The organism is Rhizobium sp. WSM409 (assembly GCF_057653825.1).
Genome location: NZ_CM172794.1, coordinates 4,499,786 through 4,515,925, shown reverse-complemented (window position 1 = coordinate 4,515,925; position 16,140 = coordinate 4,499,786). Strand labels below are relative to the sequence as shown.

13 protein-coding genes are annotated in these 16,140 nt (G+C 61.6%); 5 read left to right on the top strand and 8 right to left on the bottom strand.

Annotated features, from left to right (window positions below):
- Positions 1–51 precede the first annotated feature (51 nt).
- From AC25BC_RS22055 to AC25BC_RS22020, 8 genes are all read right to left on the bottom strand, one after another.
- Positions 52–1,260, bottom strand: coding sequence for a helix-turn-helix domain-containing protein (locus AC25BC_RS22055; protein ID WP_487778529.1), 1,209 nt, complete (start codon positions 1,258–1,260; stop codon positions 52–54).
- Between the two features lie 316 nt (positions 1,261–1,576).
- Entirely contained in the window at positions 1,577–4,027 is a 2,451-nt protein-coding gene (locus AC25BC_RS22050; protein WP_012759621.1) for a GcvT family protein, read from the bottom strand.
- Complete coding sequence (locus AC25BC_RS22045) at positions 4,028–4,903, bottom strand: phosphotransferase (RefSeq protein ID WP_012759620.1); 876 nt, start codon at positions 4,901–4,903, stop codon at positions 4,028–4,030. It lies immediately after the preceding gene.
- Positions 4,904–4,971: 68 nt separating this feature from the next.
- A complete protein-coding gene (locus AC25BC_RS22040; protein ID WP_012759619.1) occupies positions 4,972–6,048 on the bottom strand; it encodes an ABC transporter ATP-binding protein in 1,077 nt (358 codons plus the stop codon).
- Between the two features lie 32 nt (positions 6,049–6,080).
- A complete protein-coding gene (locus AC25BC_RS22035; RefSeq protein ID WP_171815706.1) occupies positions 6,081–7,178 on the bottom strand; it encodes a Gfo/Idh/MocA family protein in 1,098 nt (365 codons plus the stop codon).
- Positions 7,178–8,065, bottom strand: a complete 888-nt coding sequence (locus AC25BC_RS22030) for a carbohydrate ABC transporter permease (protein WP_026157525.1) — start codon at positions 8,063–8,065, stop codon at positions 7,178–7,180. Before AC25BC_RS22030 ends, AC25BC_RS22035 begins: the two co-directional genes overlap by 1 nt.
- A complete protein-coding gene (locus AC25BC_RS22025; protein WP_003555743.1) occupies positions 8,058–9,017 on the bottom strand; it encodes a carbohydrate ABC transporter permease in 960 nt (319 codons plus the stop codon). The genes AC25BC_RS22030 and AC25BC_RS22025 overlap by 8 nt, the downstream gene beginning before the upstream one ends.
- 6 nt (positions 9,018–9,023) lie before the next feature.
- Complete coding sequence (locus AC25BC_RS22020; protein WP_012759617.1) at positions 9,024–10,310, bottom strand: ABC transporter substrate-binding protein; 1,287 nt, start codon at positions 10,308–10,310, stop codon at positions 9,024–9,026.
- Between the two features lie 199 nt (positions 10,311–10,509).
- Between AC25BC_RS22020 and AC25BC_RS22015 the strand changes: the two genes are divergently transcribed.
- From AC25BC_RS22015 to AC25BC_RS21995, 5 genes are all read left to right on the top strand, one after another.
- A complete protein-coding gene (locus tag AC25BC_RS22015) occupies positions 10,510–11,187 on the top strand; it encodes a TetR/AcrR family transcriptional regulator (protein ID WP_012759616.1) in 678 nt (225 codons plus the stop codon).
- Between the two features lie 344 nt (positions 11,188–11,531).
- Entirely contained in the window at positions 11,532–12,680 is a 1,149-nt protein-coding gene (locus AC25BC_RS22010) for a Gfo/Idh/MocA family protein (protein WP_012759615.1), read from the top strand.
- Between the two features lie 3 nt (positions 12,681–12,683).
- On the top strand, positions 12,684–13,847 hold the full coding sequence (locus tag AC25BC_RS22005) for a dihydrodipicolinate synthase family protein (RefSeq protein ID WP_012759614.1): 1,164 nt from the start codon (positions 12,684–12,686) through the stop codon (positions 13,845–13,847).
- Between the two features lie 137 nt (positions 13,848–13,984).
- Positions 13,985–14,815, top strand: coding sequence for a sugar phosphate isomerase/epimerase family protein (locus AC25BC_RS22000; RefSeq protein WP_012759613.1), 831 nt, complete (start codon positions 13,985–13,987; stop codon positions 14,813–14,815).
- Positions 14,816–14,856: 41 nt separating this feature from the next.
- On the top strand, positions 14,857–16,134 hold the full coding sequence (locus AC25BC_RS21995) for a Gfo/Idh/MocA family protein (protein WP_012759612.1): 1,278 nt from the start codon (positions 14,857–14,859) through the stop codon (positions 16,132–16,134).
- Positions 16,135–16,140 lie beyond the last annotated feature (6 nt).

Here is a 16,140-nt window from a genome sequence, read left to right as displayed (position 1 = left end):
TGCCCTGTGTCCGGCCGATAGATGGGTAACAGATTGAACCGGATAGATGGGTTACAGTTCTCCCCCTTGTAAACCAGTGTCCGCCCCTGCGCCGGCTGGTCGGGGTTGCAGGGCGCTGGGGCGGACAAGCCGCTTGGTCTTCTTGTCGATGATGCCGAGCGGATGGGCATGGAAGCGTAGCGTCCAGATGCCCGCTTCACTCTCCTCGATCGCCACGACCTCGCCGGCCAGCGCTGCTGCGACATAGACGAGGTCACCGTTCCATTTGATCTCGCCATTGGAGCGCACCCGGCGCACCGCCGCCTCGGCCGGATAGTCCGGTTCAGGCAGGCGGTCGGGCAGGCGCCGCAGTGATGGTCGGTAATGATCAGCAGGCACGTCCATAGCGAGCGCCTCGTGTGGACGCTCGGCGTTGTAATTCTGGCGAAATGCGTCAAAGACCGCCTGCTGCGCGGCATGGTCGACCTCCGGCGCCATGGCCAGCGGCAGCATCGTCAGATGGAAGCGTTCGTGGCGGCCGTTCTGCTGCGGTTTGCCCGGCTGGATGCGCTCCAGGCCGATGCCGAGCTTGATGAACCGTACAGCAAGCGTCGTCAGCCCGGTGACGCCGATCGCCACGAAGGGCGAACCGTTGTCGCTGCGAAAGCGCTCCGGCAGTCCGTGCTCGGCAAACAGCCGCTCGAACACCGGCCAGGCCTCTACCTCGGCCGGCGTCGCGCAGGCTTCCAGCGCCAGCAGAAAGCGGCTCGCCGTATCCATCACCGTCAGTGGCTCGCAGCGCCGCCCATCGCGGGTCCTGAACCAGCCCTTGTAATCGGCGCTCCACACCGCATTGGGCCCGTTGGCCGGCGCGAACGGGCCGCAACCAGCCGCCCGCCAGCGATGCCGCCGGCGCCCGACCAGCCCGTGTCGCTTCAGGATCTCGCCTATCGTCGAGGCCGCCGGCCAGCAAAGCTGCGGCGCCGACCGCTTCAGCCGCGCCAGCACCTTCTTCGGCCCCCACTGCGGATTCGCCTCCTTCTCCGCCACGATCCGCGCCACCAGCTCCGCCGCCGTTGCCCGCCCGTGCTCAAGCGGCGCCCGCGGCAGGTCGATAAGCCCCGCAGGGCCGAGCGCCCGATACCGCTCCAACCATTTGTAGCCCGTCTTGCGCGATATCCCGTAGGCCGCACACAGCGCCGTCATCGTCTCCTCGCCCGCAAGACATTCCCCAACAAAGCGCAGCCGCTCGTCCATGATGCCAGTCTCTCTCCAAACCATCGCCGGGCCCTCCCGGCTGCTAGAGAACTGTCACCTATGTAAACGGTCCGTTCTGTTACCTATCTATCCGGGTCCGACACCTGCCGGGCATCTCCCCCACAGGTGGGGAGATTGGCTGGGCGCGACGGCTTCCCCAAACAACTGGTGTCACAGCAGGGCGAAACGGTAGATGGGCACGAAGGTTTAGCCACTTGTGATCTCCCCACCTGTGGGGGAGATGCCTGGCAGGGCAGAGGGGGCTCACACGGCGTGCCCTCTCCTCGTCATCTCTGTTCAAAGCTTCGCTCGAAAGCAAAGAATGAGAGAGTTCCGATCGTCAGGCCTTCACCCGCGCCATATCGGGATCGTAGAGCGGCGATAGCGACACCTTGCAGGGGATGCGTTGCCGCGCGACATCAAGCTCATAGGTGCCGGAGAGGACGAAATCTTCCGTCACTCCCTCGGGGCTGCGGACGTAGCCGTAGCCGATGGGCTTGCCCAGCGTGTAGCCGAAGCCGCCGCTCGACAGCCAGCCGACGCGCTTGCCGTCGCGATAGATCGTTTCGCGGCCGAGCAGCACAGCATCGGCATCCTCCGGAATGAAACAGGCGAGGCGCTTCTTGACGCCTCCCGAAAGCTGCCGCTCGATCGCCTCGCGGCCGCGGAACGGAATATTCTTGCGCATTTTCACCGCCCAGCCGAGACCGGCTTCAACAGGCGTATGGTCGGGACCTATATCCGAACCCCAGGCGCGATAACCTTTTTCCAGGCGGCAGCTCTCAATGGCGCGGTAGCCGGCATTGACGAGGCCGAGCTCACCACCCGCGGCCATCAGCACGTCGTAGACCGTGGTCGCATATTCAATGGGAATATGCAGTTCGTAGCCGAGCTCGCCGACATAGGTGATGCGCAACGCCCGCACCGGGCAACCTGCAATGCCGATGGTCACGGTCTTGCCGAAGGGGAAGGCAGCATTCGAGACGTCGCTGCCCGTCACCTTTTCCAACACGGCGCGAGAATTCGGTCCCATCAGCGACAGCACGGAATAGGCAGATGTGACGTCGACCAGCTCGGCATGCATCTCCGCCGGGATATTGCGTGCGATCCAGTCGAAGTCATGGGTGGCGAAACCGGTACCAGTGACGACGTAAAATTCGTTCTCGGCGATGCGGGCGACCGTCACGTCGCATTCGATGCCGCCCTTGTCGTTCAGCATCTGCGTGTAGACAAGCGAGCCGACCGGCCTTGCGACATCGTTGGCGGCGATCCAGGACAAGGCTGCCTCGGCATCCCTGCCCTTCAGGACGAATTTGGCAAAGGAGGTCTGGTCGAAGATGACGGCCGCTTCGCGCACGGCCTTATGTTCGCGGCCGACGGCGTCGAACCAGTTCTGCCTGGTGTAGCTGTAGACATCCTTCGGCTCCTCGTTGGCGAAGAGATCGGCAAACCAGTTCGGCCGTTCCCAGCCGAGCTTTTCGCCGAAACAGGCGCCCTGCGCCTTCAGCCGGTCATAGAGCGGTGATTTGCGGCAAGGGCGCCCGCTCGAATGTTCCTCGAACGGCCAGGCCATGGTGTAATGTTTGCCATAGGCTTCGAGCGTGCGCGTGCGCACCCAGTCGGTATCGAAATGCGGCCGGCCGAAACGGCGGATATCGACCGGCCAGAGATCATAAGGCGGTTCGCCCTTCGTCACCCATTCGGCAAGCGCCATGCCGGCGCCGCCGGCCGAGGCAATGCCGAAGGCGTTGAAACCGGCGCCGACAAAGAAATTCTTCAGCTCCGGGGCCTCGCCGAGAATGAAGTTGCCATCCGGCGTGAAGCTTTCCGGGCCGTTCAGCAACTGCTTGACGCCGACGCTCTCCAGCGCCGGAACGCGGCCGAGCGCCTGTTCCATGATCTGTTCGAAATGGTCGAAATTGCTGTCGAGCAGCGTGTAGTGGAAACCTTCGGGGATGCCGGCTTTCGCCCAGGGAATGGGGTTCGGCTCGTAACCGCCCATGACGATGCCACCGACCTCCTCCTTATAGTAGGTCAGGCGATCGGGATCGCGCAGCGTCGGCAGGTTGGAGGGCGCGCCGAAGGATTCGGTGATGATGTATTGATGCTCGACCGAGACCAGCGGCACGTTGACGCCGAAGCGGGCGGCGAAGGCGCGCGTCCATTGGCCGGCGCAGACGACGACGCGCTCGCATTCGATGCGCCCTTGCGCCGTGACGACGGCACGAATCCTTCCCTTGTCGATTTCAAGGTCGAGGACTTCGGTATCCTCGAAGATCGAAACGCCTGACATGCGGGCGCCCTTTGCCAGCGCCTGGGTGATGTCGGAGGGGTTGGCCTGGCCGTCGGTCGGGAGGAAGGCAGCGCCGACGAGATCGTCCACCGTCATCAGCGGCCAGAGATCGAAGGCTTCCTGCGGCGTCAGCAATTGCATTTCGAGACCGAAGGACTGGGCGGTGGTCGCCTGGCGCCTGACCTCGGTCCAGCGTTCCTCATTGCAGGCAAGGCGCAGGCCGCCATTCATCTTCCAGCCGGTGCCGAGACCCGTTTCCGCCTCCAGCCGTTTGTAGAGATCGACGGAATAGCCGAGAAGCTGGGTGATGTTGGCGCTGGTGCGCAGCTGGCCGACGAGGCCGGCGGCGTGGAAGGTGGTGCCCGAGGTAAGCTTCTTGCGCTCCAGCAGGACAGTATCGGTCCAGCCGAGCTTGCCGAGATGATAGGCTGTCGAGCAGCCGATGATGCCGCCACCGATGACCACGGCTTTCGCCGTCTTCGGTAATTCCTTCGTCATTTATTGGTCCTGTTCAAAGGCTTGATAGGCGCGCTCGAAGCGCGCGAGATTTTCGGCCGTGTAGCCGGCGTAATCGAAATCGATGGTGGAATGGATTTCCGAAATCATGCTCCAGAGCGTCTCGCGCAGCAGCGAGGCGCATTTCATCGCGGTATAGCGCCGGCTGAGATTATCGGTCAGCGGCCGGTCGAAATAGGTTTCCAGCATCGCGCGCTCGGCCGCTTGCGAGAGTTCGTTGTTGGAGGCCAATCCGCCGAGATCGAAAAGCGGCGTGTTGAAACCGGCATAGTCCCAGTCGATCAGCCAGAGCCTCTTGCCGTCATCGAGAAAGTTGGCGGCCAACAGATCGTTGTGGCCGAAGGCGATCTCGAAAGGCCCTGCCGCTTCTTCCAGCGTCTCAGCCCTGCCGATGAGCCCCGACAGCAGAGGGAGATAGGCACTCTCCGACGCCTTCAGATTGGCGGCATAATCGCGGATGACGTGGAAGACCCAGAAGATCATCGCCTGGCCGCGGAAATGCCGGGCGATGTCGCGATGGCAGGCGCGGACGAGCGGAACGACCCGGGCGAGCGTATCAGGTGTCCTGATATCCTCCGGCGAAAGCGCTCTCGCCTCGATATATTCGAGCACCAGGACGCCCGGCGAATGGTGGATGACCGCCGGCGAAATGCCGGCTGCATGGGCGGCACGGCTTGCGGCAAGCTCGTTCTGCCTGGTGATGTGATGGATCGGAATATCGGTGCCGAGCCTGACCACACAGCGCGCGACGGCATCGCTGACCAGATAATTCCTGTTGGTGATGCCGCCTGCTATCGGCGAAATTTCGATCGGGCCCTGCCAGATGCCAAGTGCATGAATCCTATCTTCAGGCGTCATGCTCATCCCCTTCTGCCCCTTCCGAAATGATGGGGCAGAGGAGGATCTGATGTCAAGCGGCGGTGCGCTTAGATCGTCTTGCCGGCCGCGTCGAAGACGTGGCAGCGGGCCGGATCGAAGGAAGCCTTCACATTGGCGCCGCGCTCCACCTTCTGCTGGCCGTCAAGCGCGACGGTCAGGAGCTGGTTATCCGGCGTCGTGGTGTAGAGCATGGTGGCGCCGCCGAGATTTTCGACGAGATCGACGTTGACGGTCGAGAGCGCGATTGCGCCTTCGGCCAGCGAAAGATGCTCGGGACGGATGCCGAAGGTGACCTCCTCTCCGGCTCCGCCTTTCAGCCGGCGCGGCAGGCGGACGGAATTGCCGCAGACATGGATGCTGGTTTCGGTCTCGCCGACCTGCTCGATGCGGGCCTTCAAAAAATTCATCTTCGGGCTGCCGATGAAGCCGGCGACGAAGCGGTTGGCCGGGTTGTTATAGAGATCGAGCGGCGCGCCGACCTGCTCGATGCGGCCGGAATTCAACACCACGATCTTGTCCGCCATCGTCATGGCTTCGACCTGGTCATGCGTGACATAGATCATCGTATTGCCGAGGCTGCGATGCAGGCGGGAGATCTCGACGCGCATCTGCACGCGCAGTTCGGCATCGAGGTTCGACAGCGGCTCGTCGAACAGGAAGATCCGCGGCTCGCGCACGATGGCGCGGCCGATGGCGACACGCTGGCGCTGGCCGCCGGAGAGCGCCTTCGGCTTGCGCTCCAGCAGCTTCTCGATCTGCAGGATCTCGGCGGCGCGCTTCACCTTCGGCTGGATATCGGCCTTCTTGTAACCCGCCGTCTCCAGGCCGAAGGCGAGGTTCTTGTAGACCGACATATGGGGATAGAGCGCATAGGACTGGAAGACCATGGCGATGCCGCGCTTGGCAGGCGCCACCTCGTTCATGCGTTCGTTGTCGAGCAGCAGCCCGCCGCCGGTGATCTCCTCGAGACCGGCGATCATGCGCAGAAGGGTCGATTTTCCGCAGCCCGAGGGACCGACAAAAACGACGAATTCGCCGGGATCGATCGTCAGATCGATGCCATGGATCACATCCAGCGAGCCGTAGCGCTTCTCGACCTTCTGAAGAACGACACTGGTTGCCATCTTCTCAAAACCCTCTCTTCTTGTTTTATCGGTTACTTCGTTCTTGCGCGCCAATCGGCGTATTTCGGACTGTCGGGACCGACCGGCAGCGGCACGTCAGCGCCGCTGTCGGAAGATTGGTAGATGGCGGTGACGAGTTCCAGCGCCCGGCGCGCGTCCCAGCTCGTTACCGGCAGCGGCGCATGGCCACTCAAAAAGGCATGGAACTGGCCCATCTGCGTGGTGAAACGCGGCGCGACCGGCTGCCAGTCGCCAACCACCCGTTCGATCTTTTCCCGCACGTCGTCATTCGCGGCGATGATCTTCCAGGGGTCCTTGCCGGGGGTATAGGGTTCGTGGCTGCTTTCGAAAGTGACGTTCTCGAAGTGCAGCCTGAGCCGGCTAATCTGCTCCTGCGAACCAAGCGTGCAAGACAGCGAGACAAAGGCGCCGTTTTCCATCAGCAGGCTGGCGGAGGCACAATCCTCGACCTCGATATCGTTGACTCGGGTGGCGACGCGGCCGAAGACCCTTGCCGCCGGACCCATCAGATGCATGAGCATGTCGTGCAGATGCAGGGCATGGGTGACGAGCACGCCGCCAAGCTCCGTCGCCCATTTACCGCGCCAAGGCACAGCGTAATATTCCGGCTTGCGCAGCCAGAAGGTTTCGACCGAAGCGGTATAGGGCTTGCCGGCAATACCGGCGTCGATGATCCGCTTGGCCTTCTGAATGCCGTCACCGTAACGATACTGGAAGATCGGCATCAGCACGCCTTTGGCGGTCTTTTCCGCTTCCATGATGGTATCGACGGCGGCAAGCGAGCCTGTCAGCGGCTTTTCGCAGACGACATGTTTGCCGGCAGCCAGGGCCGCGACCACCTGTTCCAGATGGATGCCGGGAGGGGTGCAGATATCGATGATGTCGATCGTGTCGTCGGCCAGCAGTTCCGCAAAAGAGGTGGTGCGCCGTTCGATGCCGAACTCGTCGCCGACCGCCGCCATGCGCTGCTCGTTCAGGTCGCAGATCGCCACGACCTTGAACTTATCGGAATGCGGCAGGTAACCCTCGACGATGTGGGAGCGGCCGATACCGCAACCAACGATCGCCACCGTCCTGATGCTCATGTCGCTCTTTCCCGTTACCGCCATCAACGCTTCATACCCGTCGTGGCAATGCCCTCGATCAGCAGGCGCTGGAAGAACAGGAAGAAGAAGAACACCGGCACGAGCGTCAGCGTCGACATGGCGAACAAACCGCCCCAATCCGATGCACTGGTGGAATCGACGAAGGTGCGCAGGCCGAGCTGGATCGTATAAGTGTTCATATCGTTCAGGTAGATCAGCGGACCGAAGAAATCGTCCCAGGTCCAGATGAAGGAGAAGATCGCAGCCGTTGCCATCACCGGCAGCGACAGTGGCAGCATGATCTTCCAGTAGATGCGCCAAGCGCTGCAGCCATCCATCATCGCCGCCTCATCGAGTTCGCGCGGGATGCCGCGGAAGAACTGCACCATCAGGAAGATGAAGAAGGCATCGCTTGCCAGGAACTTCGGCACGACAAGCGGCAGGATGGTGTTGACCCAGCCGAGATCGAGAAAGAGCACATATTGCGGGATCAGCGTCACGTGATAGGGGATCATCAACGTGCCGAGCATGATCGCGAACCAGAAGTTCCGGCCGACAAAACGCAGCCGCGCAAAGGCGAAGGCTGTCAGCGAACAAGCGATGACATTGCCTGTCACCACCAGCAGCGAGATGACCAGCGAATTCCAGAAGAACCGGCCGAAGCTGACATCGAGGCCGACCCAACCGCGCGCATAGGAGGAGAAATCGATCGACGACGGGATGAGCGAGGTCGACGAGAAGATCTCGTTTTCCGGCCTGACCGATGCCGAAACCATCCACAACAGCGGATAAAGCATCAACAGTGAAGCAGCGATCAGCAGGGCGTGGATGATCAGCGACGCCGGCAGGCTGCGTTTGGTGATGTCGGATGGCGGCCTGGCCGCAGTGACGGAAGCGGTCATCTCAGTCATCGTAGTGCACCCAATAACGCGAGGTCAGGAAGGAGAAGGCGGTGAAGATCGCGATGATCACCACCAGGATCCAGGCGAGCGCCGAGGCGTAGCCCATGCGGAAATTGCCGAAGGCTTCCTGATAGAGGTAGAGCGTGTAGAACAGCGTCGAGTTGATCGGACCGCCGGTGCCGCCTGATATGATGAAGGCCGGCGTGAAGGCCTTGAAAGCATCAATCGTCTGAACGACGGCATTGAAAAAGATCACCGGCGTCAGAAGCGGCAGCGTGATCTTGTAGAATTGCCGGAACTTGGAGGCGCCATCGAGGCTCGCGGCCTCATACATATCCTGCGGGATCTGGCGCAGGCCGGCCAGGAAAATAATCATCGGCGAGCCGAACTGCCAGACGGAAAGAGCCACCAGCGTGTAGATCGAATAGTTCGGATGCGAGATCCAGCTTGGACCTTCGATACCGAAATATGAAAGCGCGGCATTGACGAGGCCATCGCTGGCGAAAAGCTGACGCCAGAGCACGGCGATCGCCACGCTACCGCCCAGCAGTGACGGCAGATAGAAGATGGCACGATAGACCGACAGCCCACGCAAGCCGCGGTTCAGCGCCATGGCGACCAGCAATGCGAAGGTCAGCTTGAACGGCACCGAGAAGACGACATAGGTCAGGGTGACATGCATGGCGGCCGAGAATTTCGGGTCCGCCGTGGCGATGCGCACGTAATTCGCCATTCCCACCCACCGCGGCGACTGAAGCATGTCGAAGTCGGTGAAGGAAAGGTAGAGCGAAATCAGGGCCGGCCCGAGCGTCAGCCCGAAAAAGCCGATGAGCCATGGAAGAAGGAAGAGATAGCCGGGAGCATTGGCATTCCAGAGACGCCTGAAGCGTCCTTCGGCCACGGCCCCCTGATATCTTTCCACATTGATGGCCCCTGCGGGCGTGCGCATCGCATTGCTCATACGGGATCAGCCTCGTGCGAGAATCTGCGTGATTTCAGCGACAAGCTGTTTGCCGCCGTCGGAGGGAGACAGCTGTCCGAAGCCGACCTGTTCGGCGATGTTGCGTAACATCAACTCACCTTCACCGGCGCCGGCAGGCGGCGGCGGCGGCAATTTGCCGGCGAGATCGCCCAGGCCGCTGACATAGGCCAGCGCAACCTTGCCGTTCTCATCAAGCTTCGCCGCGACGACCTCACGCATGGCGCTCGATTCCGGAATGCCGCGTTCGACATCCAGAAGCAGCGCTGCCTCGGGGTTCTTGACGAAGAAATTGACGTAGTCCACGGCCAGGTCCACGGCTTTCGACTGGGCGGAGACCGAGAAGAACATCGAAGGCTTGCGATAGTGGCCGCCCTTCGATTCCGGCTTAATGCGCATGTAGTTGGTCAGCGCCAGCTTGTCCTTGTTCATTGCCTGATAGGCGACGAACTGGTTGGAATGGGCAAAACCGGCGGCCGACTTGCCGAGCGAAACCGTGTTGGTGTCGATATCGTTCTTGTCGAGAGCCTGGACATCGGCAGGAACGCAGGCGCCGGCCGCACGGAACTTGGCCCACATGTCGTACCATTCGGAGGCATCGTCCACGTCGAAGGCGATCTTGCCGTCGGCGGTATAAAGCGCCTTGCCGCGCTGACGCAGCCAGTTTTCGAACAGCGGTTCGCCGCCGCTGCCGTCGGCCAAGCCGAACATGCCCTTGCGTTTGCCTGCCTTGGTGATCTCCGCACCCATGCGGGCGAACTCTTCCCAGGTGGTCGCCTGGGTCGGCAGATCGACGCCGGCCTCCTTGAAGGCGGTGGTGTTCAGGACCGTGGCGGCCGAATTCGCCCCGAGGCTGACGCCGTAGAGATGGCCGTCGACGCTGCCGCCTTCGATCTGCGCCTTGTCGAAATCGTCGAGGTTGAGTTTGGCCGGCATATAGGATTCGAGCGGGGCGAGCGCGCCGCGCCGCGCATACTGGACGATATAGCGATAATCCATCTGGATGACGTCGGGCGCGTTGCGGCCGGCGACCTGGGTCGCAAGGCGCGGCCAGTAGTCGCCCCAGCCGAGGAATTCGCCGGTCACCGAGGTGCCTGGCTTCTTCGACTGATAGAGCTGCGACACCTTGTTGGTGCGATCCGCACGCGGCTGCGAGCCCCACCACAGGAGACGCAAGCGCGTTTCCTGTGCCAAAGCGCTGGTTCCCAGCGCCGAGAGCGAAAGAAGCGTCGCTCCTCCCGCAACGAAATTACGTCTGCTTACACGGAATGTCATTTCTTTTCCTCCTCCAAAGGGAAGCGCCTCCACACGCTTCCGGACCTAGTTACCCTTGCATAAATAACTAATTGGTTACAAGCTACGGGCAAAGCGGCGAGCGTGTCAAGCGGTGTCGCTCGCGGGCTTTTCAAATTCGGTTTTTACAATTTCGCACCGAAGGCTTATGAGCGCAACATGGGAAGGCGGAGGTGGAGAAATGAACGACAGCGGCGAGAACGGGGAAAAGAAAAGGTCTCGGCGCCCACCTGCCGAACGAACGGCCCAACGCGATCCGGAGCGGACGCGCGCCGCGATCCTTGACGCGGCAACCCGGGAATTTGCCGAAAACGGCATGGGCGGGGCTCGTGTCGACGCCATCGCCGAGCGCGCCGGCACCAACAAGCGCATGCTCTATCATTATTTCGGCGACAAGGAGCAGCTCTACCTCAGAGTGCTCGAAGAGGCCTATGTCGGCATCCGGACCGCCGAACGCGCGCTGCATATCGGCGACCGCAGCCCCGAGGAAGGCATCGGCGAACTGGCGCTCTTCACCTGGCGTTACTTCCTCCAGCATCCGGAATTCCTCAGCCTGCTCGGCACGGAAAATCTGCATCGGGCCCGCTGGCTGCGCCAGTCCGTCCGGCTCAAGGAATTGCATTCGCATTTGATCGGCGAGCTTTCGGACGTGCTCGAGCGGGGAAAGAAGCAGGGCGTCTTCATCGAGACCGCCGATCCCTTGCATGTCTACCTGACGATCGCGTCGCTCGGTTATTTCTACCTGTCCAACCAGTACACGCTTTCGACGATCTTCGGCCGCGATCTGATCGAGCCGACCCATCTCAATGCCTGGGAAAGGCATATCGTCCACGTGACGCTGACCTCGATCAAGCGCTAGACCCTTTCCGGGTTAGATTGCAGCATTCTGTTGGCTCAAACGGAGTCGGATGGTCGACCGGCCCGTTTCAGCCAACCCGAAGGGCCGGGCATCTTTCCGCCAGGGCAAAGGCGATCGCCTCGGACGTACCAAGGTATGCCCTTCGCCAATCGCCTTTGCCCTGACGAAAACCTGCTCCGGCAGAATGCCGCAATCTGACCCGGAAAGGCTCTGATCTCGAAATTCCGATTTGACTATTGACAGCCGCGCTGCTCTTCTGCCATCAAGTAACTGTTTAGTTACCGGCTCGGGAGGACCGGACGAGGATGCCCGCTCCCGCCGCAAAAATCTGCTGGGAGGAAAAAATGGCACGCTTGGGGATCATCTTGCACGGGGTCACCGGCCGCATGGGTTACAATCAACACCTGGTGCGTTCGATTCTCGCCTTCCGCGACGAGGGCGGCATTACGCTGAAATCGGGTGAGAAACTCGAGATCGACCCGATCATCGTCGGCCGCAACGGCGCCAAGATGGAAGAGCTGGCGAAGAAGCACGGCATCAAGCGCTGGTCGACCGATCTCGATGCGGCTCTCGCCAATCCCGACGACACGATCTTCTTCGACGCCGGCACAACGCTGATGCGGGCCGAGCTGCTGTCCAAGGCGCTCGATGCCGGCAAACATGTCTATTGCGAAAAGCCGATTTCCGACGATCTGCAGGTGGCACTCGACCTTGCCCGCAAGGCGCGCGGCTCCGGCCTCAAGCATGGCGTCGTGCAGGACAAACTCTTCCTGCCCGGCCTGCGCAAGCTGGCGCTGCTCAGGGATTCCGGCTTCTTCGGCAAGATCCTCTCGGTGCGCGGCGAATTCGGCTACTGGGTTTTTGAAGGCGATTGGGGCGTACCGGCCCAGCGCCCGTCCTGGAACTACCGCAAGGGCGACGGCGGCGGCATCATCCTCGACATGCTCTGCCACTGGCGCTACGTGCTCGACAACCTGTTCGGGGAGGTCAAAGCCGTATCCTGCCTCGGTGCTACGCATATTCCGCGCCGCATCGACGAGCAGGGCAAGCCCTATGACTGCGACACCGACGATGCGGCCTATGCGACCTTCGAGCTCGAAGGCGGCGCGATCGCGCAGGTCAATTCTTCCTGGGCCGTCCGCGTCCGCCGCGATGACCTCGTCACCTTCCAGGTCGACGGCACGCATGGTTCGGCCGTCGCCGGTCTGACGAAATGCTGGAGTCAGCACCGCGTCAACACGCCGAAGCCGGTTTGGAATCCGGACCAGCCGCAGACGATCGACTTCTACAAGACCTGGGATGAGGTTCCAGACACGCAGGCCTTCGAAAACGGTTTCAAGGCGCAGTGGGAAATGTTCATCCGCCATGTCGTCGAAGACGCGCCGTGGCCCTATGGCCTGGAAGCCGGCGCCAAGGGCGTGCAGCTTGCCGAACTCGGCCTGAAATCCTGGGCCGAGCGTCGCTGGCTCGACGTTCCCGCACTGGAGTTCTGAGCCGTGACGACGATCAATCTCCCTCTCGACGGCAAGATCGTTCCCTACACGCTGACCGGCACGCCGATCGTGCTCGCCAAGCGCGACGCCAAGGCCTTTCCGCGCATCGCCTTTGCCGCCGCCCATGTCGTCGCCGATCCGCTCGCCGACAACGATCCCTGGCTGACGCCGGCGATCGATTGGGAGCGCACGCTCGCCTTCCGCCATCGGCTCTGGGATCTCGGCCTCGGCGTTGCCGAAGCGATGGATACGGCGCAGCGCGGCATGGGCCTCGGCTGGCCGGAAGCGCGCGACCTCATCCGCCGGGCGCTCAGTGAGGCGGCCGGCCGCAAGGATGCGCTGATCGCCTGCGGCGCCGGCACCGACCATCTGACGCCGGGACCCGACGTCACTATCGACACGATCCTCAGGGCCTACGAAGAGCAGATCGAAACCGTGGAGGCGGCCGGCGGCCGCATCATTCTGATGGCAAGCCGGGCGCTTGCCGCTGCCGCCAAAGGGCCGGACGACTACATCCGCGTCTATGACCGGATCCTCCGCCAGGTCAAGGAACCTGTCATCATCCATTGGCTCGGTGAAATGTTCGATCCGGCGCTCGAAGGTTACTGGGGCAATGGTGATCATATCAAGGCAATGTCCACCTGCCTCGAGGTAATCGAAGCCCATGCCGAAAAAGTCGACGGCATCAAGATCTCGCTGCTCTCCAAGGAGAAGGAAGTGGCGATGCGCCGCCGGCTGCCGAAAGGCGTGCGCATGTATACCGGCGACGATTTCAACTATGCCGAACTGATCGCCGGCGACGAAGAGGGCCATTCCGACGCACTGCTCGGCATTTTCGATGCCATCGCTCCGGCAGCCTCGGCGGCCCTCGAGGCGCTCGGCCGCAAGAGCAACCATGAATTCTTCGACCTGCTGGAGCCGACCGTGCCGCTGTCGCGCCACATCTTCAAGGCGCCGACCCGCTTCTACAAGACCGGCGTCGTCTTCCTCGCCTATCTCAACGGCCTGCAGGATCATTTCGTCATGGTCGGCGGCCAGCAGAGCACCCGCTCGCTGACGCATCTGGCCGAACTTTTCCGCCTGGCCGACAAGGCCCGGGTTCTCGCCGATCCGGAACTCGCAACGGCGCGCATGAAACAGGTGCTTGCCGTCCACGGCGTCAACTGAAGCACGGGCTGCTGCATAATTTTGTCCTTAAGTCGGAACCGATTTGAGGACAAAATTATGCAGCAATTCAAAGTGCTACAGCGTCCTTTGCGCGTCTGAAAAGACGCGCGGCGCTGTAGTGATGGGAGGAGAATGACATGCAGGTCGAAGGACTTTCGATCAACCTGGCGACGATTCGCGAGCAATGCGGTTTTGCCGAAGCCGTCGATATCTGCCTCAAACACGGCATCACTTCGATTGCACCGTGGCGCGACCAGGTCGCCAAGGTCGGTCTCGACGAGGCGGTGCGGATCGTCAAATCGAACGGCATCAAGCTGACCGGCCTTTGCCGCGGCGGCTTCTTCCCGGCGGCGAACGATGCCGACTGGCAGAAAAACCTCGACGACAACAGGCGGGCCATCGATGAGGCGGCAGCGTTTTCCGCCGATTGCCTCGTGCTCGTCGTCGGCGGTCTGCCGGATAGTTCGAAGGACATCGTCGCCGCGCGCCGAATGGTGTTCGACGGCATCGCCGCCGTTTTGCCGCATGCGCAGGCTGCCGGCGTGAAGCTCGCCATCGAACCGCTGCATCCAATGTATGCCGCCGACCGTGCTTGCGTAAATACGCTCGGCCACGCGCTCGATATGTGCGAGCAGCTCGGCGAGGATGTCGGCGTTGCGGTCGATGTCTACCATGTCTGGTGGGATCCCGATCTTGCCAATCAGATCGCTCGCGCCGGGCGCATGAAACGTATTTTTGCCCACCACATCTGCGACTGGCTGGTGCCGACAAAGGACATGCTGCTCGACCGCGGCATGATGGGCGATGGTGTGATCGACCTCAAAGGCATAAGACGGATGGTGGAGGCCGCCGGTTTCTTCGGCGCTCAGGAGGTGGAGATCTTTTCGGCCGAAAACTGGTGGAAACGCCCGGCCGACGAAGTGATCGCCACCTGCGTCGAGCGCTTCAGGAGCTGCTGCCAGGCCTGATTTCAGTATCTGTTTCATCACGTATGCAGGAGGATCATTCGATGGAGAAACGCCGTTTTGCCTTGATCGGTACGGGAAACCGCGGCACCACCATGTGGGGCAAGGATCTGCTTGCCGGCTGGCGCGAGCATGTCGACCTGACCGCCATTGTCGAGAAGAATTCGCTGCGCGGCGAGCGCGCCCGCAACATGATCGGCAGTAATGCGCCGCTCTACGAAAACATCGATTCGATGCTTGCTGAGCAGAAGCCGGATCTCGTCATCGTCTGTACGCCCGACCATACGCATGACGATATCGTCGTGCGGGCGCTGGAGTCCGGCATCGACGTCATCACCGAAAAGCCAATGACGACCTCGGTCGAGAGGATTCGCCGGATTCTGGATGCCGAAAAGCGCACTGGTCGCCGGGTCGACGTGTCCTTCAACTATCGCTATGCGCCGACGGCCGCGAAGATCAAGGAATTGCTGAATGCCGGCGAGATCGGCCGAGTCACCTCAGTCGATTTTCATTGGTATTTGAACACTAAGCACGGCGCCGACTACTTCCGCCGCTGGCATGCCTATACGGAAAATTCCGGCAGTCTGTTCGTCCACAAGGCAACGCATCATTTCGATCTGCTGAACTGGTACCTCGACAGCGATCCCGATGCCGTCACCTCTTTCGCCGACCTGCAGAATTACGGCCGCAAGGGCCCGTTCCGCGGCCCGCGCTGCAAGCTCTGTCCGCACGCGCATGAATGCGACTATTATCTCGATCTCGAGGCCGATCCCTTCCTTGATTCACTCTACGAGGATCCCTCGAAGATCGACGGCTACTTCCGTGACGGCTGCGTCTTCCGCGAGGACATCGACATTCCCGATACGATGGTGGTGTCGCTCCGTTACCGCAACAATGTCCACGTCTCCTATTCGCTGAACACCTTCCAGCCGATCGAAGGCCATCACCTTGCCTTCAACGGCACCAAAGGGCGGATCGAGCTTCGCCAGTATGAAGCCCAGCCCTGGGAAGAGCCGAAGCAGGACACGATCCTGCTCATCCGCAATTTCCCTGATGGTAAGGAGGCAGTGGAGCGCATCGTTGTTCCGCATTTCACCGGCGGCCATTACGGCGGCGACGACCGGATGCGTAACATGATCTTCAAGCCCGATATGGAAGACAAGCTTGCGCAACGCGCCGGCACGCGGGCGGGCGCCATGTCGGTGCTTTGCGGCATTGCGGCGCTGGAGAGCTCGCGCACCGGCAAGGTGGTCAACATTGCCGATCTCATGCCCGAACTTGCCAATGACGGTTCGCCAAATTCGCTGAGGACGTCGCGCTGATACCCT

Coding starts and splice junctions, on each gene's coding strand:
- AC25BC_RS22045 (WP_012759620.1), bottom strand. CDS start 4,903: ATGACGCCTGAAGATAGGATTCATGCACTTGGCATCTGGCAGGGCCCG.
- AC25BC_RS22010 (WP_012759615.1), top strand. CDS start 11,532: ATGGCACGCTTGGGGATCATCTTGCACGGGGTCACCGGCCGCATGGGT.
- AC25BC_RS22015 (WP_012759616.1), top strand. CDS start 10,510: ATGAACGACAGCGGCGAGAACGGGGAAAAGAAAAGGTCTCGGCGCCCA.
- AC25BC_RS22035 (WP_171815706.1), bottom strand. CDS start 7,178: ATGGCGGTAACGGGAAAGAGCGACATGAGCATCAGGACGGTGGCGATC.
- AC25BC_RS22025 (WP_003555743.1), bottom strand. CDS start 9,017: ATGAGCAATGCGATGCGCACGCCCGCAGGGGCCATCAATGTGGAAAGA.
- AC25BC_RS22055 (WP_487778529.1), bottom strand. CDS start 1,260: ATGGTTTGGAGAGAGACTGGCATCATGGACGAGCGGCTGCGCTTTGTT.
- AC25BC_RS22040 (WP_012759619.1), bottom strand. CDS start 6,048: ATGGCAACCAGTGTCGTTCTTCAGAAGGTCGAGAAGCGCTACGGCTCG.
- AC25BC_RS22020 (WP_012759617.1), bottom strand. CDS start 10,310: ATGACATTCCGTGTAAGCAGACGTAATTTCGTTGCGGGAGGAGCGACG.
- AC25BC_RS22030 (WP_026157525.1), bottom strand. CDS start 8,065: ATGACTGAGATGACCGCTTCCGTCACTGCGGCCAGGCCGCCATCCGAC.
- AC25BC_RS21995 (WP_012759612.1), top strand. CDS start 14,857: ATGGAGAAACGCCGTTTTGCCTTGATCGGTACGGGAAACCGCGGCACC.
- AC25BC_RS22050 (WP_012759621.1), bottom strand. CDS start 4,027: ATGACGAAGGAATTACCGAAGACGGCGAAAGCCGTGGTCATCGGTGGC.
- AC25BC_RS22000 (WP_012759613.1), top strand. CDS start 13,985: ATGCAGGTCGAAGGACTTTCGATCAACCTGGCGACGATTCGCGAGCAA.